The following is a 22,670-nucleotide window of genomic DNA, read 5'->3' as shown; positions in this document are numbered from 1 at the left end:
AGGGCTTTTTTACTTTTAAAAAAGATTTACAGCAACTTGCAAAGCGCCGTATTCCTGAAGGCTATTCCACATAGCTGTGGCAGAAACGGGCAGTGTGTACTGGTCAAATACATTTAAAGTTTTAGAATAAGTGGCGCCGTAATTATTAAAGCCTGGACTATCTCCATAAAAATGGGTCTCACTTTCGAATGAAAATGCTGCACCCACATATAAACTCAGGTTCCAGTCGCTACCACTAGCTACTACATAAGAAGCTTCAACGTAATTGGTAAATGCATTTCTCAACTTACCACTTGGAGTCACATAGGTATCCCTTCCCTGGACGATGGTACTCCATGAAGTTTGTAAAGGGAATTTTTCAAAAGCATAAGTAACAGACACATCAATAAAATGTGAAGTCTCCCCTCTATCATAATTGAATATTTCAGCGTTAGGAAAGTCAGTATAATTATTGATATCCCATATGGCAAACGTCAAATTCTTATGGCTGTAGGACATATAATAATCAAATTCGGTATAGTTTCCTGCAAATCCAACACCTCCCCAAAGTCCAGCTTCAAACTTCCCGTTTTTGGATTGGTAATATACGTTTGCAGCGGTCATAGCTTCGTCGGTGACTCGGTAACCCCTCCATAGATGCATATTTTTTAGGGTTAGATTGAAATCGAATGGGCGATATTTTTCTTTAGTATCTAAGCTATCTTGTGGAAGTAAATCCGGAATGGGTTGATAATCTCTTTGTGCGTTGGTAGACACATAAACCAAGGCACATAAAACCAAAGCAAGTAATTTTAAATTTGAATTCATAAAATAGGTTTTAGCAAAGCATTAAATGAAGCGCTGTGGCAAGAGTAGCTCCTATAAACGGACCAACTACAGGAATCCAGCTATAGGACCAGTTGCTATCTGTTTTTCCTTTGATGGGAAGTAAAAAGTGCATAAGTCTTGGACCTAAATCTCGAGCAGGATTTATGGCATAACCTGTTAATCCACCTAGAGAAATACCAATGCTCCAGACGACAAAGGCAATAGGGATTGCTCCCACAGCACCAAGTCCAACCGGAACTCCTTCTTCACTTTGAAGTTCAGCACCAGTGATGTAGAAGACTGCGATAATGAGTACAAATGTGCCAACGATCTCACTCATGAGGTTTCTCATCGTGTTTGGTATAGCTGGATCTGTGCAAAATATGGCACGTTTTCCAGCTGGATTATCTGTTTCGTTAAAATGATCTTTGAAAAGCATATAAACTGTTCCGGACCCTATCATTGCTCCAATTAATTGAGCAAGAATATAACTGGGTACATCTACCCAGGGAAAGCTTCCTTCCAAAGCGAGAGCGACAGTTACGGCTGGATTGATGTGTGCCCCGCTGTAAGGTGCTGATACAAAAACACCTATAAAAACAGCCATGGCCCACCCTGTGGTAATGACCATCCAGCCAGAGCCACTACTTTTGGTGTCCTTTAGTACACTGCTGGCGACAACACCTCCTCCTAAAAGAATAAGAAGAGCTGTTCCTAATAGTTCTGCTACAAATGGAGTCATCATAATGATTTGGATTTACTCCAGTATTGTAAAGCATCAACAGCTCTATACCAGCCTTTGATTCCTTTTTGGATTTCCTCTTGATCTTCTGTTGGTTGGAATCTCATATCCTCTTTCCATATGGATTGGATTTCTTCCATATCTTTCCAAAAGCCTACGGCAAGACCCGCTAAATAGGCTGCTCCTAATGCTGTCGTTTCTGTGACTTTTGGACGTATGGTTGTGGTGTTCAGGACATCAGACTGAATCTGCATCAACATATTGTTGACAGTAGCCCCACCATCTACTCTCAATTCTTCTACATCGATTTCGGAATCGGCTTCCATTGCTTTTAAAATGTCCATGGTTTGATACGCAATAGCTTCCAGTGAAGCTCTGGCAATGTGAGCATCGGTTGTTCCGCGTGTAATGCCAAACATAGTTCCTTTAGCATCTTGATCCCAATAAGGAGCACCGATCCCTGCAAAAGCTGGTAAAAAGTAAACACCATCGGATGACTCTACAGAAGTAGCTAAATTTTCAACATCTTTGGATCTTTTGATGATTCCTAAGCTATCTCTCAGCCACTGTACAACGGCCCCGCCTATAAAAATACTTCCTTCTAAAGCATATTCTGTTTTACCCTTTATTCTCCAAGCCACTGTAGTTAATAATTTATTCTTTGATATGATCGGCTTATCGCCAATATTCATCAGCATAAAGCAACCTGTCCCATATGTGCTTTTCACCATTCCTTTTTCGGTGCACATCTGTCCAAACAGCGCAGCCATTTGGTCGCCTGCAATTCCTGCAATAGGGATTTTAGTAGCAAATACAGTAGTTTTAGTATGGCCGTACACCTCGCTTGAATCTTTGACTTCTGGAAGCATACTTTTTGGAATATCAAACAACTCGAGTAGTTCATCATCCCATTCCATTGTGTTAATATTGAAAAGCATAGTTCTGGATGCGTTGGTCACGTCTGTCACATGGAGTTCACCTTTAGTAAAATTCCAGATAATCCAAGAATCTATCGTTCCTAGGATGAGGTCTCCATTTTCAGCCTTTTCTCTCGCCCCATCCACATGATCCAAAATCCATTTCACTTTGGTACCAGAAAAATAGGCGTCGATGATTAAGCCTGTCTTTTCCTGTATCATTTTTTCTTTTCCGTCAGCCTTAAGTTGGTCACAGTACTCTGAAGTTCGCTTATCTTGCCATACAATAGCATTATAGACAGGCTCTCCTGTTTTTTTATCCCACACAACTATAGTTTCCCTTTGATTGGTAATTCCGATCGCAGCAACATCTTTTCCGTTTAAGCCTTTTTTGGTTGTGGCTTCGGCAGATACACCCGCTTGTTTGGACCATATTTCAGAAGGATCGTGTTCTACCCAGCCTGGTTTGGGAAAGTACTGAGTAAACTCTTTTTGAGCAACCGAATGAATTTCTCCTTTCTTATTGAAGACAATCGCTCGGCAACTCGTAGTTCCTTGATCTAAAGCTAAAATGTATTTCTCCATGTTGTACGGATTTTAAATTAATACTCAAATTGGTGTGCTATGCTATAGAAATAGATGCTATATAATATAGCCTTGTGCTAAGGCTTTGTAGTCCTTGACTTGTTGGTTGATCCACGATTCATCTTTATTAAGCTCTTTGGCCATAATTTCAGCAACCTTAGTTGCCACTTCGATAGATTTTTTAGCATCCAAAAACAGAACTCTTACTCTTCTCGCCAATACATCTTCTACGGTTCTAGCCATTTCATGCCTTGCTGCCCAAAGTACTTCCACATTGAGGTAGTCTAAGTCTGGATGAATTTTTTCACCTAAATAAGCATCCTCTTGGATCAGTTTCTGAAGATGGGGTTGATCACTGCCATACACATACAAATGATTTTCTCTATCATCTGTTTGGATAGCGCCATGAATAGCTAAGTGCTCTGTAACACATTCTTTCTTTGAAATTTTACCCAAGCTGATGACTTTATTCAACGTATCATCGGCCATTTTTCTATAGGTCGTCCACTTCCCTCCAGTAATGGAAACTAAGCCTGTATCCGACACTAAAATTTTATGGCCTCTAGAGATCTCTTTGGTTTTTCCAGATGCCTCATCTGGTGCAGCAAGTGGTCTTAAACCTGCATAAATACTTTTGATATCTTCTCGAGTTGCTTTCTTTTCTATAAATCTATTGAAGGTTTCTAAAATAAATTCAACTTCTTTTTCGGTTGCATTGGGTTCTGCTGTATGTTTGTCTACCATTTCATCAGTTGTCCCAACAATGACCTTATCGTGCCATGGTACTGCAAATAAGACTCTCCCGTCATCTGTTTTTGGAATCATAATGGCATCTTCACTAGGTAAAAAGCTTTTGTCAAAAACAAGGTGAACCCCTTGACTTGGCTGAATTCGTTTGTTGGCACCAGGTTTATCCATTTGTAGGATATCATCTGCAAATACACCTGTTGCATTTATAACCGCTTTCCCTTTGAAAGTATGTTCTTTGTGAGTTTCTCTATCAATTGCAATCACACCAGAAACGTTATCATCTGCATCTTTAGTTAGGTTTTTTACTTTAAAATAGTTGAGTAATGATGCACCGTTTTCAATAGCTGTTTGCGCGATATTGACAGCTAACCTGGAATCATCAAACTGTCCATCCTGATAACTTACACTACCTTTCAAGCTCTCTTTTTTGATCGTTGGTAGCTTTCGAATGGTTTCGTCTTTACTTACGTGTTTGGAAGCGCCAAGGCTTAGTTTTCCGGCAAGGAAATCATAGGCTTTAAGACCAAGAGTATAATAAGCGCCTTCCCACCATTTGTAATTAGGAATGAGAAAGGTTTGATTTTTAACAAGATGGGGGGCGTTTTTTTCTAGCAGCCCTCTTTCTTTTAACGCTTCAGTCACCAAAGAAAAATTTGCTTGTGCCAAGTACCTTACACCACCATGAACCAATTTTGTACTCCTGCTAGATGTGCCTTTAGCGTAATCCAATTGCTCAAGAAGAAGTGTTTTATAGCCTCTGGTGACGCTGTCTAAAGCAATACCAAGTCCCGTAGAACCTCCGCCAATCACAATCACATCCCATTTATCTACCTTACTAGCTTTTGCTATTAGATTTGATCTATCAAATATGTTTTCGGATTTCATTTTGTTTTATTTCGAATATATATTCAAAAGTAAGTAAAAAGAATTAAAACGAAAGTAAAAAATAAAAAAAATAACAAAACGAAATTAATATTTACTTATTTCTAAGATAGAACTGCATTCAGAGCCGAAGATCTTAACCAATTATCCTTTATATTTGTAGAAACTAAATGAAATAAAAGTGAAGCGGCATCAAGCTATTTTAGAATTATTAGATAAAGAAGGCTATGTGAGCGTTGCTCATTTATGCGATCTTTTTAAGGTTTCTGCAGTTACAATACGAAAGGATTTGAAACTTCTGGAAGATAAAGGCTTGCTCTTTAGAACCCATGGAGGGGCTACTACTCAAAATCCTTACATCAACGATAGACACGTAAGTGAAAAGGAAAAACTAAAGGTTACCGAAAAGGGAGCCATCGCTAAGGCTGCTGTGAAGTTGATACAACCCAACGATTCTATAATGATTGCCTCTGGTACAACTATGCACGCATTAGCGAAAGCTCTGAACTTGGAAGAGCCGCTTAATATCACTACGTCTTCTCTGATGGTATCTTTGGAATTGACCAAGTCTCAAAACTATCATATTTTACAGCTGGGCGGAAGTGTAAGACATAGCTCATCCTCGGTAACAGGACATTACTCTCAATCTTTACTTCAAAATATATCGTGTAATCTTCTTTTTCTTGGTGTCGATGGCATAGATGTAAACCATGGCTGCACAACGACCAGCCTGGAAGAAGCGATCCTGAATAAAGAGATGATTAATTCTGCACAAAAAGTTATTGTTCTTGCAGATTCATCAAAATTCAATAGAAAGGGGTTTGGAAAGATCTGCGAATTTTCTGACATCCACCATATTATTACAGATTCTGGTATTAGCAATACTTTAGCTGAGGAAATAAGAGCAACTGGAATTCAATTGACTTTAGCTTAAAAGATAATAATTTTATTGTTAAAGCTTCATCTTCTGCATTTCGATGTGATAAGACTTTAGATCAGAAGTTTTCTTTTCCTATTCTGGAAAGTATCAAATGAGTGGTAGGCTCGCCAAAATTTACCAGCTTATCTATAAATTGCTGAATGTGAAGTTGATCTTTTAAAGCAATCCGGATATAAAGGTTATGCTGTCCAGTGATCCTAAAGGCTTCTTTCACTTCAGGGTAGGGTTCAATTTCTTGCAAAGCAGGTTTCAGTTTACCGCTAAAAATCTTCAACATAATAAACGCTTCGAGGGTGTTGCCTAACTTACTCTGGTCAAGCCTTAATGAATAGCCCTTAATAACACCAGAATCTTCCATTTTCTTTACTCGTTCTCTAACCGAAGAAGGGGAAAGGTGAATTTCCTTTCCAATTTCTGCATAGGATTGCCTTGCATTGACTTCAAGGATATCGATTATCTTCAAATCTATGGCATCTACCATTGAAATTTTTGTTTAGATGTTAAAAATACTTTTTTTAAATGGTTTTTTGTTCATTTAACCAATGTTTCATTTTCGTAAGCATTGAGATGAGATTTATTTTTGCATCAAAATTTTGGTCTTGGATCTACACATTCTCCTTATTCTTGCTATTGCTATATTTTGTGGATTTTTTATCCAGTCTCTAGTCGGTTTTGCTGGCTCTTTGGTCGCTATTCCTATTCTTTTGTTTGCTGTAAAGCTTCCGGATGCTATCGCTTATGTATCCATATTTTATTTGTTTTCCAGCTCTTATCTGCTGTATAAAGAATGGAAGCATATAGATAAGTCAACTATAATCAGACTTATTTTAGCTTCTGTAATCGGTGTGGTGCTGGGTGTAATTGTGCTTTCCTTTTCAAAACCCAGTATTTTACAAACTGCCCTTGGTGTTTTTATACTGATGTATGTGGTTTACGCCTGGTTAGGAAAAAAGGAGCTAGCCCTTGGGAAAAAATCAAACTGGGCCTTTGGTGTGCTGGGTGGATTTTTTTCAGGTGTATTTTCTACGGGAGGTCCGCTTTATGTGATTAGTGTCAAAAACACAGTGTCGGAAGCAAAAACCTTTAGAGCGACGATGATAGGGATATTAGCACTGATCACGCTCATTAGGGTTCCTGCTTTAAGCATCAGCGGAGTGCTGGACTTGCAACATCTCCAAATGAGCTTGCTGGTCTTACCTGTATTTTTTCTAGCTCAGTTTCTGGGCATCAAGTGTTTTCCTAAAATCAATGAAGTTCAGTTTAAAAAAATATTACTGGTCATTTTATCGCTTTCAGGCCTGGCTTTGATTTTTTAAGTTTAATAGACCTCACAGTCCCCAATGCTTTGGGGACTGTGAGGTCTATTGAATCAGGATATTTCAGTGTTTTTTATAAAAAAATCAATTTTGTCATAAAACCTTCAGTGGAATCGACTTCTCCAGCAAAAGGTTGAGGTGGTTTCGCTTGTTGAAGTTAGAGGGTTCTAAAGCTTCAGGCTAACGAAACCCAAAATCAAAAGAAATCTTACGTAGCCTATCTATGAAGCCAAGTGAATTTGAGTAAATTTGCAGCTTAACTTTTGAATTATGTCTGAAGAGAAAAAATCGCTAAATTTTATCGAGCAAATTATAGAAGAAGATCTGAAAGAAAACTATAAAGTCAGTGATCTAAAATTTCGTTTTCCGCCAGAACCAAATGGGTTTTTGCACATTGGTCACGCTTCCTCTATATGTCTGAATTTTGGCTTGGGGCTTAAGTATAACGCTCCCGTGAACTTAAGATTTGATGATACGAATCCGCTGAAAGAGGAAACGGTTTATGTAGACTCCATCAAAAGCGATGTAAAGTGGCTGGGGTTTGAATGGGCTCAGGAATGTTATGCTTCAGACTACTTTCAGCAGCTTTACGACTGGGCAGTAGAACTGATCAAATCTGGAGACGCCTATGTGGATAGCCAGTCTTCTGAGGAGATTGCTGCTCAAAAAGGCACGCCCACCCAACCGGGTACAGCAAGCCCGTATAGGAATCGTTCTGTGGAAGAAAACCTAGAGCTTTTTGAAGCCATGAAGAACGGTGAGACTGGTGAAAAGGCGCATGTGTTACGAGCTAAAATCGATATGGCTTCGCCTAATATGATTATGAGAGATCCTATCATGTATAGATGTTTGCATAAAGCACACCACCGTACTGGAAACGACTGGATGATTTATCCATTGTACGACTGGGCTCATGGTGAATCTGATTTTATTGAGTCGATTTCGCACTCCTTTTGTACTCTGGAGTTTTTACCTCACCGCGAACTTTACAACTGGTTTGTGGAACGGGTAAGTCAGCCTGGAGAATTGGTACCTAAGCAACGTGAATTCGCCAGACGTAATTTGAGCCATACGGTGGTAAGTAAGCGAAAATTAGCTCATCTTGTTGAGCAAAACATCGTCAAGTCCTGGGATGATCCCAGAATGCCTACGATTTCGGGATTGAGGCGACGAGGCTTCACTCCGGAATCGATTAGAACCTTTGCCGACAGCATTGGGATTGGTAAGCGAGAAAATATGATAGACGTTGCTCACCTGGAATTTTGTGTAAGAGATGATCTCAACAAAAAAGCACCTCGAGTGATGGGCGTGATGGATCCGCTGAAGGTGGTTATTACCAATTACTCAGAAGGAAAAGAAGAGTGGCTCACCGCCGAAAATAACCCTGAAGATGAAACGGCAGGCGAACGCCAGGTCCCATTTTCCAGAGAACTGTATATCGAAAAAGAAGACTTTAGAGAGGAAGCCAACCGAAAGTTTTTCCGTTTGAAATTGGGCAAGGAAGTTAGGCTAAAGAATGCTTATATCATCAAAGCCGAAGACGTGGTTAAAGATGAAGATGGTAATATACTGGAAGTGCATTGTACTTACGATCCTGAGAGTAAAAGTGGAAGTGGAACGGAAGCTTCACAACGTAAGGTGAAAGGAACCTTGCACTGGGTGTCGATTCCTCATGCTATGGAAGCTGAGGTAAGACTTTACGATAGACTCTTTACGGTAGAAGACCCAACTGCAGATAAGGACAAAGACTTCTTGGAGTTTGTGAATCCCGAATCCCTGAAAGTAAGTACGGCATACGTAGAACCAAGTTTAAAATCTGCTATGGCTGAAGATAAATTTCAGTTTCAGCGCATCGGCTATTTCTGTGTAGATAAAGATTCTACATCAGACCACTTGGTGTTTAATAGGACGGTTACCTTGAGGGATAACTGGAAGAAGAAGTAATCAAGAAGCTGACTTAAAATATTATAAACCGAAGAATGTCATATTGAGCCCGCCTGAATGACTTAGTCGGGCAGGCCTGCCTGACGGCAAAAGCAGGCGTAGTCGAAATATCTTTAATTTCAATAATTTAGGTTTATCGACTCCGCTTGAAATGACAAATATTAAGATTTTGAGTGGGTTTTTACTGCCCTACATTAATCTGAAACTCATACACCTTGGTTTCAAAAATTGGATTGCCATTTCGATCGGTTGGTGCTAAAATCTCTACATAATCCTCACCTACATAACCATTTTCCGGTTGATACAGATAAGTAATTTCTCCAGTGTCTTGATTGCGTTCAATTCTACTGATTTGGTAATGCTGTGCTTGTAACTTAAAGCTTGCACTTTGGTTTATGTTAAAAGTGCCCAAGCTTGACTCCACAATATTATTCCCACCCAGTGGATTATTGCCCACATTGATTTCAAAAGAAGTGATAGGCTCATCGCTTTCAGGATAATTGATGTCATCGTCCAGGAAGAGTTCTGCACAAGAGGAGAGACTAAAACCAATAAATAAAACTAGGATGAATTTTTTCATAATCAGTTTCTCAAACTAAAAGTCATACTATTTCTCTACCAGCTTTCCGTCTGCAAACAAAGCAAACCGTCCTTGATCACCGTGGGTAAACTCCGCTTTAGGCCAGGGCCAGCCACCAAACTGTGTACGCTGATACTCGCTGATGATTTCACTCATCTCTTCACGTGAATTGGCGACAAAAGGGCCTTGCTGCACTACAGGTTCATTGATGGGTTTGCCCTGTAATAAAAGTAATTCAGCCTTTTTATTGCCATTAGTGATCTTCAATTCTTGTGAGGCATCTAAATCCAAGGAGTGTCCTGAAGGAATCTCGAAACCCTCTGTTTTCAATTCGTCACCTTCATAGAAAAACAAGACGCGGTTACTTTCTGTATGGCCTGCAGGTAAAGTGAATCCTGCACCTGCTTCCAAGGTAATGCGCCAGACTTGAATGTCGTTTTCATCTTCGGCAGCCAGTGAGTCCGGGGTAGGATCCAAAGCGCTTTGAGATTTATACTGTCCTGCAATCACTTTGATTTTAGCTAGGTTTCCATGTTCATCCTTCTCTTCAACAATCGGAATCTCCTCATGCCATAGCATCTTATAATGCGGCTCTACTTTTTTGGAGCGCTTGGGTAAGTTCAACCAGATCTGAAACAGCAGCAAGGGATTTTCTTTGTCTTGATTGACTAGCGGAAACATTTCGGAGTGTAGCACACCCTTTCCTGCGGTCATCCATTGGGCATCTCCCTGACCAAATCGGCCTTTGGCGCCCATGGAATCCGAATGATCGGCATAGCCTTGTTCTACCAGAGTAATGGTTTCAAAGCCTGCGTGGGGATGGTAGGGGAACCCAGGCACTTCCTGCCCGTGATACATTCGCCAGCCGTCTTTTTTCTGGAAGTCATTACCGAGAAATCTACCCTTTAGAGCTTCTTTGGAGGGTCCTAAATGGGCTTCACCCTTTGGGTACTGATCCTGATGAAAGGCACAAAACATAAACGGATCTTTGGTTTCCCAGTGAAATCCGAGTTCTTTGATTTTTATAATCGGCTTGCTCATAATCCTAAAGTTTATTCAAAGTAATAAAAAGCATCTTCAAGATGTTCTATACGTTTTCCTAATTTATTTTTAATAATGGCGACAATATCAAATCGCACTTCCAGATCGATATCCTTTTCATTGATGTAATAATCTATAGCTTTGACTAGACGTTTAATCTGGGCGGGTTTCACAAACTCCTGAGGATCGCCAAAGTCTGGCGTGCTACGAGTTTTGACTTCTACCACCACCAACCTGTCAGCCGTTTTGGCGATAATATCGACTTCTGCTTTATCGTAAACAAAATTGGTTTCCAGAATCTCATAGCCCTTATTTCTAAGGAAATTGACCGCCTCTTTTTCGCCGCTTTTGCCTAATTCGTTATGCTGAGCCATAGTTAGTAAGACAGGTTTACTAGTTCTGAAGTTACACTAAGATGAGCCGTTTTCCCAAATATCAAAGGTAAATTTGTCTCGACATGACCCGCTGGAAAATTGAAAGCCACAGGAATGTTGAGATCTTTCACCACTTCAAATATGATCTCTTCAGCAGTTTTGCCAAAGGGAGTTTCATTATCATTCATAGCGGTCATTCCTCCCACAATCAAGCCTGAGATTTGGCCTATCAGGCCACTGCGTTTAAGGTTCTGCATCATTCTGTCGATGTGATAGAGGTACTCGTCTAAATCTTCGAGGAATAGAATTTTATTCTTAAAACTTGGCATGCTGTGGCTTCCTATTGCTGAATACAATACCGATAAGTTTCCACCGATGACCACTCCTTTCACTTCGCCGTTCACCTGATTCGGGTGCCTGGAGGCATATTGAATTTGATGCTTTTCTCCAAACAATACGGCTTTTAGTTCCTCTGAAGTCGAAGCCGATCGGGTTTCGATTGCTGAAGCCATCTGAGCATGGAGACTGGCTATGCCTAAATTTTGCAGGTGCAGGTGAATCGCCGTTACATCCGAATAGCCAATTAGCCATTTAGGTTGTGATTTAAACATCGAAAAATCAACCAGATCTAATATCCGTATAGAACCATAGCCACCTTTAGCGCACCAAATGGCCTTGATGCTAGCATCATTGATTTGCTCTTGAAGATCTACTGCGCGCTCCTCATCACTTCCAGCGAATTGATTTGCTTGTAAACCTATGCTCGACCCCAAAATCGGTTGCAAATCCCAAGACTTTAAAAGGGAAATGGCGGGCTGCAGATCTTCTTTTGAAATCGATCTGGCGGAAGCAATAAGGGCTACTTTATCACCTTTATGTAATGGGGGAGGAATTATCATTGTTGAATTTGTTTGACTAAAATACTTAATTCTTGTAAATCCATGCTAATTCTTGAACCAAGATTAAGATGAGGATATCTGGCAATAAACAAGACCTCACAGTCCCCAAAGCTTTGGAGACTGTGAGGTCTGTAAATACAATTTCTATTAGTATTTAATATCCCGAAATTTCGGGAGTGTGAGGATTAAATAATTCTCTAAACTTCTACAAATCCAATCCAATCCTTAAGTGAATGTCTGCTGAAAAATTTTCTTTAGATCCTGAGGCAAAAACACCTTCACCTATGATTAATTTTTAGAGTGTTCTGTGATAATTCATTTATTAGTTGATCATTATAACTACTTCAAGATAGGCTAAGCTTCCATAAGAATGGGAAGAGCAGTGTTATGTATGTAAGCTTCATTATAAACAGCTTTTCAAAATTTTGAAAAAAATTGAACAAGTAAAATAGAGCTGATAAAATAAAAAAGGCGGCTAAATACTTTTGCCGCCTTAGATCTTCTTATCAAAATTCAGAGTGATAAGCCCATGTTTTTATCTTAGTCACTAAAATCTACATTATTTAAAGATCCTTTGTAATACATGCTAATAGATCTGTTTTCCTCATCTGTACCTGTGAACTCAAACTCATAGGTAGTTCCAGTGCTCATTACTTCTAAAGTTCCATTTTGAATTTCTACAAAACTTTCTTGTTGATTTCCTCCTTCAAAGGCTATATTAATTCCTGTTTCTGAAAAAGTGTATGAAAAGTTACCTCTATCACTGAAATCATTATAGTTATAACTACCTACATTGAGATCATCTGGATTATCTGTGAATAACTCTAAATAAAGGTAAGTTACAGTTTCTGAATTATCAACAGGAACTACTTCACCATTTTCAATCCTTGTATCTAAAGAGAATAAAAAAATGTCAAAGTTGTACAAATCTTGAAAAGCTCCGTAGTCTTGTATGACTCCAGATTTCAATTCAAATTCCTGATCTCCAACTCTTAAAAAGTTATTAGATTCAATTGATGTAGGCTGATCATCATCACTGCTGCAAGAGATTAAAACGCTTGATAATAACACAATCAATAAAGTGTTTTGGATAAATTTCATAATAAAAAGGGTTATAATTATTTTGGTTAAAAATACTTTAATAAAATTAAAAATGCAACTTTAACTAATAGGTTGAACTAAGGTTTCTATAACGCAGCGTTTATTACATTTGTGTTCTAGAAATTTTGAAGTTATGAAAACCCCTAAACGCTATACGATTACGGCAGCACTGCCTTACACCAACGGACCTATACATATTGGTCATTTGGCTGGAGTGTATGTTCCTGCAGATATTTATACACGCTATTTAAAACTAAAAGGCGAAGATGTCGTCTTTGTGTGTGGCAGCGACGAACATGGAGTGCCCATCACCATAAAGGCTAAAAAAGAAGGGGTGAGTCCGCAGGATGTAGTCGATAAGTACAACGCGATCATCAAGCAATCCTTCCAGGATTTCGGCATTCAGTTCGATAATTATTCCAGGACTTCTGCTCAAGTGCATCATGAGACCGCGACAGAGTTTTTTCAAAATATGTACGACAATGACAAATTCATTGAAGAAACCACCGAACAACTCTACGATGCGAAAGCTAATCAGTTTCTAGCCGATCGTTTTGTGACAGGGACCTGTCCGAAGTGCCGCAATGAGGAAGCTTACGGCGACCAGTGTGAAAAATGCGGTTCATCTTTAAATGCGACCGATTTAATCAATCCAAAATCGGCCATCACTGGCGATGTCCCTACTTTAAAATCCACCAAACACTGGTTTTTACCTTTAGATCAATACGACGGATTTTTAAAAGACTGGATTCTAAAAGATCATAAAAAGGATTGGAAGTCTAATGTATACGGACAGTGTAAATCTTGGATCGATGAAGGTTTAAGAGCCAGAGCGGTTACTCGTGATCTGGATTGGGGTATTCCCGTGCCTGTAGAAGGTGGTGAAGGTAAAGTACTTTACGTTTGGTTTGACGCTCCTATAGGTTATATCTCTTCAACCAAAGAATGGGCCGAGCGAGAAGGGAAGGACTGGGAGCCGTACTGGAAAGATGAAGACACCAAACTGGTTCATTTCATTGGAAAAGATAATATTGTGTTTCACTGTATCATCTTTCCGGTAATGCTGAAAGCAGAAGGCAGTTACATCCTGCCAGATAATGTCCCGGCCAATGAATTTTTAAATTTGGAAGGTAGGAAACTCTCTACCTCCAAAAACTGGGCGGTATGGTTACACGAGTATTTAGAAGATTTTGAAGGTAAAGAAGATGTCTTGAGGTACGTCCTTACTGCCAATGCCCCAGAAACTAAGGACAATGATTTTACCTGGAAAGATTTCCAGACCAGAAACAATAGTGAACTCGTAGCGATTTACGGTAACTTCATCAATAGAGTTGTGGTGCTCAGCAATAAATATTACAAAGGGGTGGTGCCAAAAGCCTCAGACTTGACCGACACTGATTTAAAGGTTTTGGCGGATATCAAAACCTTCCCGCAAAGCATATCAGATTCGATAGAAAAATACCGCTTCCGTGAAGCTCAGGGCGTGATGATGAACTTAGCAAGACTCGGTAATAAATACTTAGCGGATGCTGAGCCGTGGAAACTTCAAAAAACTGACCCGCAGCGCACAGCTACGATTATGTACGTCGCACTTCAAGTGGCTGGAGCTTTAGCCGTCATCAGTGAGCCATTTCTGCCGTTTACGGCTCAAAAGCTTAAAACCATGCTGAATTTTGAAGGATTCACTCACCACGTATTATGGGGAGACATTTCTAAATTGGTTGAATTAGTTCCTTCAGGTCATCAGATACATAAAGCTGAATTTTTATTTAGCAAGATTGAAGATAATGAGATCGAAAAACAAGTCGAAAAGCTTGAAGCTTCCAAAGCACTAAATTCAGAAGAAGAAAGCCAATTGGAGCCTCAAAAGGAAGAGGCGACCTTTGAAGACTTTTCCAAACTTGATTTAAGAGTTGGGACCATTATCGCCGCTGAGAAAAAAGCCAAAACTAAAAAGTTGATGGTATTTACGGTTGATACTGGGCTTGATCAAAGAACAATCGTTTCTGGTATAGCAGAGCATTACAAGGCTGAAGAACTGATCGGTAAACGTGTAAGTGTGGTGGTGAACTTGAAACCGATAAAGCTTAAAGGAACCCTAAGTGAAGGCATGATTTTGATGACTGAAGATGCTTCAGGTAAGTTGACTTTTGTAAACCCTGAAACCGATAACTCCGTACATAATGGTACAGCAATAAATTAATATTATATATTTGTGTATTAACAAATTAACTTTATAATCATGGAAGACATTACAGTGGACAGTATTGGCGCTTACGCCGATTATTTTTTAGATAAGTTATTGTCTTATCTGCCTAGCATCATAGCGGCGTTGGTCATTCTTATTCTTGGCCTCTGGGTCATCAAATTGATCATTGGTCGACTAAGAAAAGTGATGGAAAAACGAGAGGTTGATTCTGGCGTAAGAGGATTTGCCCTGAGCATACTTAGTGTTGTGCTTAAGATCATTTTATTTATTGTGATTATTACCAAGCTAGGAGTGGAAACAACCTCCTTTGCGGCAATTTTAGCAGCAGCTGGTTTAGCGATAGGTTTAGCATTACAGGGTTCCTTGTCCAATTTTGCGGGAGGAGTTCTCATCATTATCCTCAAACCCTTTAAAGTGGGAGATTTTATTGATGCTCAGGGAGAGTCTGGAACTGTAACTGAAATCAGTATTTTTTATACCTATCTCACCACCTTTAACAATCAACGCGTGGTGATCCCCAATGGTCAATTGTCAAATAATAAGGTGACCAATTATTCTTACGAGCCTTTACGTAAAAATGCCATGACGGTAGGTATTTCATACGATAGTGATATCAAGAAAGCAAGAGAAGTACTGCTCAATATCGTCAATTCCGATTCACGTGCATTGCAAGATCCAGAACCCGTAGTTTTTGTGTCTGAGTTAGCAGACAATTCTGTAAATCTCTCATTAAGATTTTGGGCTAAGCAAGAAGACTATTGGGGCTTACACTTCGATACCATCGAAAAGCTAAAAGTTGAGCTAGAAGATGCTGGAGTATCCTTCCCATTCCCACAACGCGATGTGCATTTATTTGACATGAGCAAAGAAAAATAAAGTCTTAGTGACTCACAAAATCTTTAAGGTAAAAGGGCTCAAAATAAGCCACATCCTCAAAATCATTATTTTCAAACTTCCGTTTCGCTATAAAGAATTGTTCTTTAGCAGACGGAAGTTTTTCTTTATGAAAAACTGCATTAGGATGATTGCAAATGGCTTCAAATTTCTCTATACCAGTTCCAATAAAATGGAGCTGAGTTTGTTTTAATTCTTCTTTAAAGGAATCTTCGTTGAGTATTTCAGCTCGTATTTCTCTTTTTGAATGTTGGTTCGCCTTAAATACTTCAGAATACACTTCCATACGCCTGGCATCTAACATGGGGACAATATAGCCTCCATTTATATGAACTTGCCTTGCCAGGCATTCCAATGTCGAAACAGAAATTAGTGGAAGATCTAAAGCATAAGCCAACCCTTTTGCCGCAGAAACTCCTATCCTTAGTCCTGTGTAAGATCCAGGACCCTTACTCACCGAAATCGCATCCAGATCCTGCATTGATAGGCTAAGTTGTTCTAATAGTTCTTTTATAAAAGTATGAAGCTGCTCGGAATGTGAAAAGCTTTTACTGTTTTCCTCTTTTAGGCCTAGGACCTGATTGTCTTTACCAATGCTTATAGAGCAATTGGTGGTTGAGGTTTCTATGCAAAGAATGATACTCAAGATGATTGACTTTTTTAATGATTTCTAGCTTATAAAATGAAAATGTTTGGCTCAAATTTAAGCCAAACATTTTAATACGAAAGATATTATTTGATGTCTAAATAAACGTTTCGAGTTGTATTTTATATTCTTTAAACACTAGTATTCTACCACCCTGATTCCAAAGAATAATTCTAAGACTTTAAGGTTGAATATATAGTCGTATTTGGCATTGATCAACCTGTTTTCAGCATTGGTTAATCTAAATTTTGATTGACTCAGTTCAAAAGCATTAGAAACCCCTACATTAAAGCGTTCCTGAGCATATTCAAAGGCAAGTTGTTGAGATTCTACCGCCTTTTGAGCTGCTTCATATGATTTAGCTGCTCCCTGCGCATCAACATAAGCCTGATATACATTTGCTTCTAAGTCTAATTCGGCTTGTTCCAATTGATACTCTGCTCTTTTAACGTTAACTTCTGCTCGTTTTATAGAGTTCCTCGTCGCAAAGCCGTTAAAAATCGGAATATTCAATTGTACCCCGTAACTTAATCCGTCGTTTCTGGCCAATTGACTGAAAAAACTACTTGGGCCTGCTGTTTCAGTAATAAAATTACCAGTGACTACAGACTCTCCAGTTGCTTCTACAACCCCAATTTGTCGTGTTGGTTCATCAGGGTCTATGCTTGCGCCAACTGTTCGTCCTCTGTCGTTTTCACGAGTGTTATAATTAATAAATCCATTTAGTGACGGGTATAAACCACTTCTGGCAATTTCGATGTCTTTTTCAGCCAGTTCTACTTGTTGCTCAGCAGTTTTCACTTCATAGCGTTCCTGTCTTGCCTTTTCAAGGATCTCCTCTGGAGTTTTGGACATAATATCGGTAAGTGGAACATCATATTCATCATCAGCAATATCAAAATTTTGATAGTCCTCAATAAGCAAGGTTTGAGCAAGGTTAATTTTTGATATTCTCAGATTGTTTTCTGCGATAATAATTTGTTGCTCTTCATCTGCATTGGTGGCCTGTATTTCTAATAAATCTCCTTCAGGAGCAGTACCGACCTCAACCGTTTTCCTAGTCAGCTCAATCTGTTCTTTGGTGACTCGATTTTGTTCTATCAACAAGGCTAGCTGTTGTTTATTTACTAATATCTCTAAGTAAGCATTAGCAACAAAAAGTGCAATATCATCTTTAATAAGCTGAAGTGAGTACTGGCTTGCGAGCTGTTCTAACTTAGCTCTTTGGAAAGTTCTAAGATTTCTAAGTCCGTCAAAAAGAGTTATGCCTGCAGTAGCATTAACAGTAAGGTTACGTACCACCTGATTTTCCAAAACTCCCGTTGTAATATTCTGAGTTAAACCAGAGTTCCAGCTATTGCTTCCGCTACCATTCAAACTAGGTAAATAATTTCCAATTGCCTCACTCTTACTAATATCTGCATTTTCCTGATCAAGCATAGACTGCCTGATAGAAATATTATTATCCATGGCATAGCTTACGCATGCCTCTAAGGTCCATTCAGCTGGTTGTTCTTGTGCTGAAAGTAAAGTCGTAAAAAGTAATAGACTTGATATATATAAAGTAAATTTCATAGTTATGATCTTAGATTATCTTCCTCGGCGATTTCCTGCGATAGGTGCTTCTACACGATTCCACACTTTGATTTTATCATCTTTATCTACTCCAGATACAACCTCGACATTAATACCGTCGCTAAGACCTAGTTCTACCATTCTTTTTTCGAATTCTTGTTCACCCACTTCCACTTCGACGAATGGCTCATTCGTTTCTTTTTCGAATTGGACTAAGGATTCACTTATCGCCAGTACATCAGAAGAACGCTCTAAGATGATTGAAGCATTAGCACTCAAGCCAGCTCTAATAAAAATAGAGTCGTTTAGTTTTAAGCTTCCCTCTATATCAAATTGAACAGCACCGTTTTCTTCTGTGCCTTTTGGTGAAATGTAATCCAATGTGGCGTTGAAGGTTTTGTCTTCAATAGCTCCTACTGTAATCTCGAGTGGCAGACCTTCTTCGATTTTTCCAACTTCAGACTCATCCACCTTGCCTTTGAAGATCATATCATCTGTTTTCGCAATAATTGCTATAGTGGTCCCTTCATTAAAGTTATTAGCTTCAATAACCTGATTACCGATTTCTATAGGAACGTCCAGTATCATTCCAGAAATTCTTGCTTTTATCTCTGTAGTAGCTGCATTTCCTGCGTCCTGAGTGGTTCCTGTTTCGATAATTTCAAGGTTCTCTTCTGCTGCTCTCACCGTTTGTAAAGCATTATCATATGCATTTTTTGCCAGGTCGAAATCATTTTCTGAAATCACTCCGCGTTCATATAACTCCTTCTGTCTTTCAAAAATCTTTTTCTCATTAGCTAAATTGATCTTGGATTGCCTCACCTGGTTTTTTGCCGAGTTCAAGTTTGTGATATTAGGGACTACTTTCAATTGAGCAATCATATCCCCGATCTCTACATTATCTCCAGGCTTAACAAACAGCTTGTCTACTACACCAGAGATGTTAGGTTTTACTTCTACTTCTTCTCTAGGAATTAAAGTTCCTGTTGCCATAGTCTTTTTTACAATAGTTTCGGTGGTAGGCTCTTCGGTTTTAAACACCTCGGGACTTTCTTGATTCTTCTGATACAGATAGAATAAAGATCCTCCAAATAAGGCTACAATGAGGAGCAATACGATAATGGTAATAACTTTTTTCATGGGTTTATTTCTATTAGTAAGGTTGTTTTATTCAGTTCTTAAGGCATCTACTGGTTTTACTTTTATAGCGTTTTGAGCTGGAATAAAGCCAGCTAAGAGACCAGAGACTATAAGTATCATTAAGGCGATTAATACAGTTATGAGATCTACACTAGGATTCACAAAAGGCATGTCTGAATCTTTTGGAAGTAATGCATTAATAATGGCGAGAATACCAGTTGCAAAGGCAATACCTGTCATGCCTGCTATAATGGTAAGGAATACAGATTCAAAAAGCACCTGACCTCTTATTTGCCAAGGGGTTGCCCCTAAAGCACGTCGCACGCCAATTTCGTTGGTCCTTTCCTTGACGACAATCAACATTATATTACTGATACCAATAACTCCTGAAAACAAAATCAGAATACCTACAAAATAGGCTACTGCGTTAAGTGCAATAAACAGTCCGGAGATTTTAGAAAACTGCTCATAGAGGTCAAAATTTCCAATCGCTCGATCATCATCTGGAGCGATGCTGTGATTTTCTTTGATAATGTCAAATATTTCTGTCTTCAATTCTGTGATGGAATTATCATCATCTGCAGTGATAGCCATCCAACCCACAGTTTGTCCCATATTGAAGGCTTGAGAATAAGCTGTAAAGGGAACATAAATTTGTTTTTGTTCTTCTTCAGCATTTCCACCACCAAAACCTCTTTTTTTGTACACCCCAATCACCATAAAGTTTACACCTTGGATTTTGATGTAAGTGCCTAAAGGATCTTCATCAAAATCATAAAGACCTTTTATAACGCCTTCACCAATCACCGCAACTTTTCGCTTATTTTCAATATCATTTTGATTTAAGAAGCGACCTCTAAGAACCTTCATTGGCTCTTGAAACTGAATATCAGGATAGTCACCATACACGTTAAAAGCACCGCTTTTGAGTCCTCGGACCACGTTGTTATCTCCACCGAAGCCACCCAATTGATTTCTCGGTGAAACGTATTTGAGACCGTTAACCTCATTTTTTATTTCGGCAACATCTTGAAGTTCAAAATTATATCGGCGTCCCTTAGGAAGGCCATCGTAAGATTTAGATATCGTTTGTGACCACATAAACATTGAGTTGGAGGATATGCCGTCAAAAAGTTGTTTGACCCCATTTTCAAAACCATTACCAGCAGCCAGAAGGATGACTAAAATAAAAATCCCCCAAAATACTCCGAAAGCTGTCAAAATTGTTCTAAACAAATTTGAAGTCAGCGACTCTAAAACCTCATTCCATTTATCTCTACTAAACATATTATTCGTCTCTTAGTGCATCTATAGGCTTTATTTTAGCTCCTCTCCAAGCTGGAAAGAAGCCCGCAATTGCGCCTGCTGCGATTAATAATATCAAAGTGGAAACTGCAATACTGAAGTTGACACTTGGATTTCTGATAAAGTCCAACTCGATATAAGGTCCAACTACTTCCAAAAGGACTAGCCCGAAAATTAAACCCAATAGGCCTGATATCGCCGTTACAAAAATGGATTCATGTAAGATCATTCCAACGATAGAAAGCGGTTCTGCGCCCAGAGCTTTTCTAATACCTATTTCTTTAGTACGCTCTTTAACAATGATGAGCATGATGTTACTCACTCCAATAATTCCTGCTAAAAGAGTAGCAATACCAACCCCCCAGAAAAAAACTCTCATGGCTCCAATGAGGATATAGACCTCTTTAGTATTTTCAATATTATTGTTGATGTAAATAGCACTCTCATCCTTAGGAGCAATTTGTAGTTTTTTCTTCAGCAGTTGCTCAATTTTTGCAGCAAAAGCTGAAGAGTTTTTTAATGCTAAATCGTAATTGTCTTCTTTAGGAAGTGTTAGGCCAATAGATCTGATATCAGTTCCAGCACCGAATACAATTTGAGCGGTAGTAAGTGGGACATAAACCCGACCTTCCTCACGATCTCCACCAGGGTCTGTATATACGCCAATCACTTTAAAATTAAGACCAGAAATTTTTACCTGCTTTCCAATGGGTGATCCTTCCTTGAATAGATCTTTTTTGACACGATTTCCAATAACGACATACTTTTCATTTCCATCAAGATCGTTTGTATTGATAAATCGGCCTTCAATAATTTCTGCTTTTTCCAAAAACTGATAGTCTGGCATAACGCCTTCTACCCGATAACTGCCAGATTCGCTTTTGTAAGTAATCAAACCTGCAAAAATCTGATACATGGAAGAACTATATTCAATTTCGTTAGAACTACTTTTTGTCACTAAAGCATAATCTTCATTTTTTAACTGAATTCTTCTGCCTTCGTTGAATCCTTCATATTCTATACTTGTTTCGCCGGGGTAAATGTTAATGATATTTTCAGCATCATTTTGAAACTGATTTTCAATTCCATTTTGAAACCCTACACTTACGCCTAATAGAATGACAAGGATAAAGATGCCAGATCCTACAGAAAAGCCAGTAAGGAAAGTCCTTAACTTATTTTTTGAGATCGTCTCAAAAATCTCCTGCCAGCGTTCTAGACTAAACATTTTGTATAGCTCTTACTTGGTTAACGTATTTATCATCTATGATAACCCCATCTTTCAAATTGACTATTCGCTTGGTCATTTGGGCAATATCTTCCTCGTGAGTCACCACCAAAATGGTTCTTCCTTCATCATTGATTTGCTGAATCAAATCCATAATTTCGTAAGAAGTCTTTGAATCTAAGGCCCCTGTAAGCTCATCGGCAAGAAGGACCTTAGGATCACTAGCCAAAGCTCTGGCAATAGCTACTCTTTGTTTTTGTCCTCCAGAAAGTTCATTGGGTTTATGTGAAGCCCACTTGGCTAAGCCTACTTTTTCCAGATAGGCCATTGAACGTTCCATACGCTCAGCTCGGTTGACACCTTGGTAATATAAAGGCAAAGCCACATTATCTAATGCTGACTTATAATTTATTAAATTAAAAGATTGAAAAATAAATCCCAAAAACTTATTCCTGTATTGAGCAGCAAGTTTTTCATTTAGATTTTTAATTGGAACGCCATCTAGAGTATAAGAACCAGAGTCTGCTTCGTCTAGCATCCCAAGAATATTCAGAAGTGTTGATTTACCAGACCCTGATGATCCCATAATAGAGACTAACTCTCCTTCTTTTACGCTAAAATTAATTCCTTTCAACACGTGAAGAGAATTTTTTCCCATCTTGTAGGACTTGTGTAAATCTTTAATTTCAATCATAATAGTTGTATTCCTAAAAGTAAGACTCCATTTTTTTACAGATGTTACAATTTAGCCTGTTACAGAAGTGTTAAAATTTAAATTAACTTTAGTATTCGTAA

Annotated in this window: 21 protein-coding genes; 5 read left to right on the top strand and 16 right to left on the bottom strand. The window is 38.8% G+C overall.

The features are described 5' to 3' along the window. Positions 1-15: 15 nt before the first annotated feature. From F598_RS0101360 to F598_RS0101345, 4 genes are read right to left on the bottom strand one after another with little or no spacing between them, the layout of a single operon-like run. Positions 16-807: a hypothetical protein gene (locus F598_RS0101360; protein WP_019037216.1), complete on the bottom strand. Its 792-nt coding sequence runs from the start codon at positions 805-807 to the stop codon at positions 16-18. 10 nt (positions 808-817) lie between these two features. Next, positions 818-1,549, bottom strand: coding sequence for an MIP/aquaporin family protein (locus F598_RS0101355; RefSeq protein ID WP_026302443.1), 732 nt, complete (start codon positions 1,547-1,549; stop codon positions 818-820). Next, on the bottom strand, positions 1,549-3,051 hold the full coding sequence (glpK, locus tag F598_RS0101350; RefSeq protein ID WP_019037214.1) for a glycerol kinase GlpK: 1,503 nt from the start codon (positions 3,049-3,051) through the stop codon (positions 1,549-1,551). Before glpK ends, F598_RS0101355 begins: the two co-directional genes overlap by 1 nt. A gap of 57 nt (positions 3,052-3,108) precedes the next feature. Next, positions 3,109-4,686 carry a glycerol-3-phosphate dehydrogenase/oxidase gene (locus F598_RS0101345; protein ID WP_019037213.1) on the bottom strand — a complete coding sequence of 526 codons (1,578 nt, stop codon included), beginning with the start codon at positions 4,684-4,686 and terminating at the stop codon, positions 3,109-3,111. A 178-nt stretch (positions 4,687-4,864) separates the two neighbouring features. Between F598_RS0101345 and F598_RS0101340 the strand changes: the two genes are divergently transcribed. Further along, positions 4,865-5,617 carry a DeoR/GlpR family DNA-binding transcription regulator gene (locus tag F598_RS0101340; RefSeq protein ID WP_019037212.1) on the top strand — a complete coding sequence of 251 codons (753 nt, stop codon included), beginning with the start codon at positions 4,865-4,867 and terminating at the stop codon, positions 5,615-5,617. 61 nt (positions 5,618-5,678) lie between these two features. Here the strand turns inward: F598_RS0101340 and F598_RS0101335 are convergent, their stop codons facing one another. Beyond that, on the bottom strand, positions 5,679-6,104 hold the full coding sequence (locus F598_RS0101335) for an Lrp/AsnC family transcriptional regulator (protein WP_019037211.1): 426 nt from the start codon (positions 6,102-6,104) through the stop codon (positions 5,679-5,681). 118 nt (positions 6,105-6,222) lie between these two features. Here F598_RS0101335 and F598_RS0101330 point away from each other — a divergent pair, with 118 nt between their 5' ends. After that, positions 6,223-6,939 (top strand): sulfite exporter TauE/SafE family protein, encoded by a 717-nt coding sequence (locus tag F598_RS0101330; RefSeq protein WP_019037210.1) that lies wholly within the window; start codon positions 6,223-6,225, stop codon positions 6,937-6,939. A 270-nt stretch (positions 6,940-7,209) separates the two neighbouring features. Then, positions 7,210-8,883: a glutamine--tRNA ligase/YqeY domain fusion protein gene (locus tag F598_RS0101325; protein ID WP_019037209.1), complete on the top strand. Its 1,674-nt coding sequence runs from the start codon at positions 7,210-7,212 to the stop codon at positions 8,881-8,883. 181 nt (positions 8,884-9,064) lie between these two features. On the opposite strand, the gene F598_RS0101320 is transcribed toward F598_RS0101325, so the two are convergent. The 5 genes from F598_RS0101320 to F598_RS0101300 form a co-directional block, all read right to left on the bottom strand. Further along, the gene (locus F598_RS0101320; protein ID WP_019037208.1) at positions 9,065-9,463 is read right to left on the bottom strand and encodes a hypothetical protein; all 399 of its coding nucleotides are present in this window, start codon (positions 9,461-9,463) and stop codon (positions 9,065-9,067) included. 27 nt (positions 9,464-9,490) lie between these two features. Beyond that, on the bottom strand, positions 9,491-10,504 hold the full coding sequence (locus F598_RS0101315; protein WP_019037207.1) for a pirin family protein: 1,014 nt from the start codon (positions 10,502-10,504) through the stop codon (positions 9,491-9,493). Between the two features lie 11 nt (positions 10,505-10,515). Then, positions 10,516-10,878 carry a YraN family protein gene (locus F598_RS0101310; protein WP_019037206.1) on the bottom strand — a complete coding sequence of 121 codons (363 nt, stop codon included), beginning with the start codon at positions 10,876-10,878 and terminating at the stop codon, positions 10,516-10,518. Between the two features lie 2 nt (positions 10,879-10,880). Next, the gene (locus F598_RS0101305; RefSeq protein ID WP_019037205.1) at positions 10,881-11,777 is read right to left on the bottom strand and encodes a S66 peptidase family protein; all 897 of its coding nucleotides are present in this window, start codon (positions 11,775-11,777) and stop codon (positions 10,881-10,883) included. Between the two features lie 540 nt (positions 11,778-12,317). Beyond that, positions 12,318-12,878: a hypothetical protein gene (locus tag F598_RS0101300; RefSeq protein ID WP_019037204.1), complete on the bottom strand. Its 561-nt coding sequence runs from the start codon at positions 12,876-12,878 to the stop codon at positions 12,318-12,320. A 133-nt stretch (positions 12,879-13,011) separates the two neighbouring features. On the opposite strand from F598_RS0101300, the gene metG reads away from it, so the two are divergent. Both metG and F598_RS0101290 read left to right on the top strand, forming a co-directional pair. Further along, entirely contained in the window at positions 13,012-15,081 is a 2,070-nt protein-coding gene (gene metG, locus F598_RS0101295) for a methionine--tRNA ligase (protein WP_019037203.1), read from the top strand. 39 nt (positions 15,082-15,120) lie between these two features. Further along, on the top strand, positions 15,121-15,963 hold the full coding sequence (locus F598_RS0101290) for a mechanosensitive ion channel family protein (protein WP_019037202.1): 843 nt from the start codon (positions 15,121-15,123) through the stop codon (positions 15,961-15,963). A 4-nt stretch (positions 15,964-15,967) separates the two neighbouring features. On the opposite strand, the gene tsaB is transcribed toward F598_RS0101290, so the two are convergent. The 6 genes from tsaB to F598_RS0101260 form a co-directional block, all read right to left on the bottom strand. Continuing rightward, positions 15,968-16,627, bottom strand: a complete 660-nt coding sequence (gene tsaB / locus F598_RS0101285; RefSeq protein WP_019037201.1) for a tRNA (adenosine(37)-N6)-threonylcarbamoyltransferase complex dimerization subunit type 1 TsaB — start codon at positions 16,625-16,627, stop codon at positions 15,968-15,970. A gap of 138 nt (positions 16,628-16,765) precedes the next feature. Then, entirely contained in the window at positions 16,766-18,202 is a 1,437-nt protein-coding gene (locus F598_RS0101280; RefSeq protein ID WP_019037200.1) for a TolC family protein, read from the bottom strand. A gap of 15 nt (positions 18,203-18,217) precedes the next feature. Next, positions 18,218-19,342 (bottom strand): efflux RND transporter periplasmic adaptor subunit, encoded by a 1,125-nt coding sequence (locus tag F598_RS0101275; protein WP_019037199.1) that lies wholly within the window; start codon positions 19,340-19,342, stop codon positions 18,218-18,220. 27 nt (positions 19,343-19,369) lie between these two features. Beyond that, positions 19,370-20,629, bottom strand: coding sequence for an ABC transporter permease (locus F598_RS0101270; protein ID WP_026302441.1), 1,260 nt, complete (start codon positions 20,627-20,629; stop codon positions 19,370-19,372). Between the two features lies 1 nt (position 20,630). Further along, positions 20,631-21,875 carry an ABC transporter permease gene (locus F598_RS0101265; protein WP_019037197.1) on the bottom strand — a complete coding sequence of 415 codons (1,245 nt, stop codon included), beginning with the start codon at positions 21,873-21,875 and terminating at the stop codon, positions 20,631-20,633. Beyond that, a complete protein-coding gene (locus F598_RS0101260; protein ID WP_019037196.1) occupies positions 21,868-22,569 on the bottom strand; it encodes an ABC transporter ATP-binding protein in 702 nt (233 codons plus the stop codon). Before F598_RS0101260 ends, F598_RS0101265 begins: the two co-directional genes overlap by 8 nt. Positions 22,570-22,670: the final 101 nt, after the last annotated feature.

The sequence above is a fragment of the Psychroflexus tropicus DSM 15496 genome (assembly GCF_000378765.1).
GTDB lineage: Bacteria > Bacteroidota > Bacteroidia > Flavobacteriales > Flavobacteriaceae > Psychroflexus > Psychroflexus tropicus.
This window is presented reverse-complemented; position numbering and strand designations above follow the sequence as displayed.

Excerpts from the sequence above, each read along its gene's own strand:
- F598_RS0101335 (WP_019037211.1), bottom strand. The coding sequence starts at position 6,104 with ATGGTAGATGCCATAGATTTGAAGATAATCGATATCCTTGAAGTCAAT.
- F598_RS0101270 (WP_026302441.1), bottom strand. The coding sequence starts at position 20,629 with ATGTTTAGTAGAGATAAATGGAATGAGGTTTTAGAGTCGCTGACTTCA.
- F598_RS0101305 (WP_019037205.1), bottom strand. The coding sequence starts at position 11,777 with ATGATAATTCCTCCCCCATTACATAAAGGTGATAAAGTAGCCCTTATT.
- F598_RS0101315 (WP_019037207.1), bottom strand. The coding sequence starts at position 10,504 with ATGAGCAAGCCGATTATAAAAATCAAAGAACTCGGATTTCACTGGGAA.
- F598_RS0101275 (WP_019037199.1), bottom strand. The coding sequence starts at position 19,342 with ATGAAAAAAGTTATTACCATTATCGTATTGCTCCTCATTGTAGCCTTA.
- glpK (WP_019037214.1), bottom strand. The coding sequence starts at position 3,051 with ATGGAGAAATACATTTTAGCTTTAGATCAAGGAACTACGAGTTGCCGA.
- metG (WP_019037203.1), top strand. The coding sequence starts at position 13,012 with ATGAAAACCCCTAAACGCTATACGATTACGGCAGCACTGCCTTACACC.
- F598_RS0101280 (WP_019037200.1), bottom strand. The coding sequence starts at position 18,202 with ATGAAATTTACTTTATATATATCAAGTCTATTACTTTTTACGACTTTA.
- F598_RS0101320 (WP_019037208.1), bottom strand. The coding sequence starts at position 9,463 with ATGAAAAAATTCATCCTAGTTTTATTTATTGGTTTTAGTCTCTCCTCT.
- F598_RS0101325 (WP_019037209.1), top strand. The coding sequence starts at position 7,210 with ATGTCTGAAGAGAAAAAATCGCTAAATTTTATCGAGCAAATTATAGAA.
- F598_RS0101260 (WP_019037196.1), bottom strand. The coding sequence starts at position 22,569 with ATGATTGAAATTAAAGATTTACACAAGTCCTACAAGATGGGAAAAAAT.
- F598_RS0101300 (WP_019037204.1), bottom strand. The coding sequence starts at position 12,878 with ATGAAATTTATCCAAAACACTTTATTGATTGTGTTATTATCAAGCGTT.
- F598_RS0101345 (WP_019037213.1), bottom strand. The coding sequence starts at position 4,686 with ATGAAATCCGAAAACATATTTGATAGATCAAATCTAATAGCAAAAGCT.
- F598_RS0101360 (WP_019037216.1), bottom strand. The coding sequence starts at position 807 with ATGAATTCAAATTTAAAATTACTTGCTTTGGTTTTATGTGCCTTGGTT.
- F598_RS0101310 (WP_019037206.1), bottom strand. The coding sequence starts at position 10,878 with ATGGCTCAGCATAACGAATTAGGCAAAAGCGGCGAAAAAGAGGCGGTC.
- F598_RS0101265 (WP_019037197.1), bottom strand. The coding sequence starts at position 21,875 with ATGTTTAGTCTAGAACGCTGGCAGGAGATTTTTGAGACGATCTCAAAA.
- F598_RS0101290 (WP_019037202.1), top strand. The coding sequence starts at position 15,121 with ATGGAAGACATTACAGTGGACAGTATTGGCGCTTACGCCGATTATTTT.
- F598_RS0101355 (WP_026302443.1), bottom strand. The coding sequence starts at position 1,549 with ATGACTCCATTTGTAGCAGAACTATTAGGAACAGCTCTTCTTATTCTT.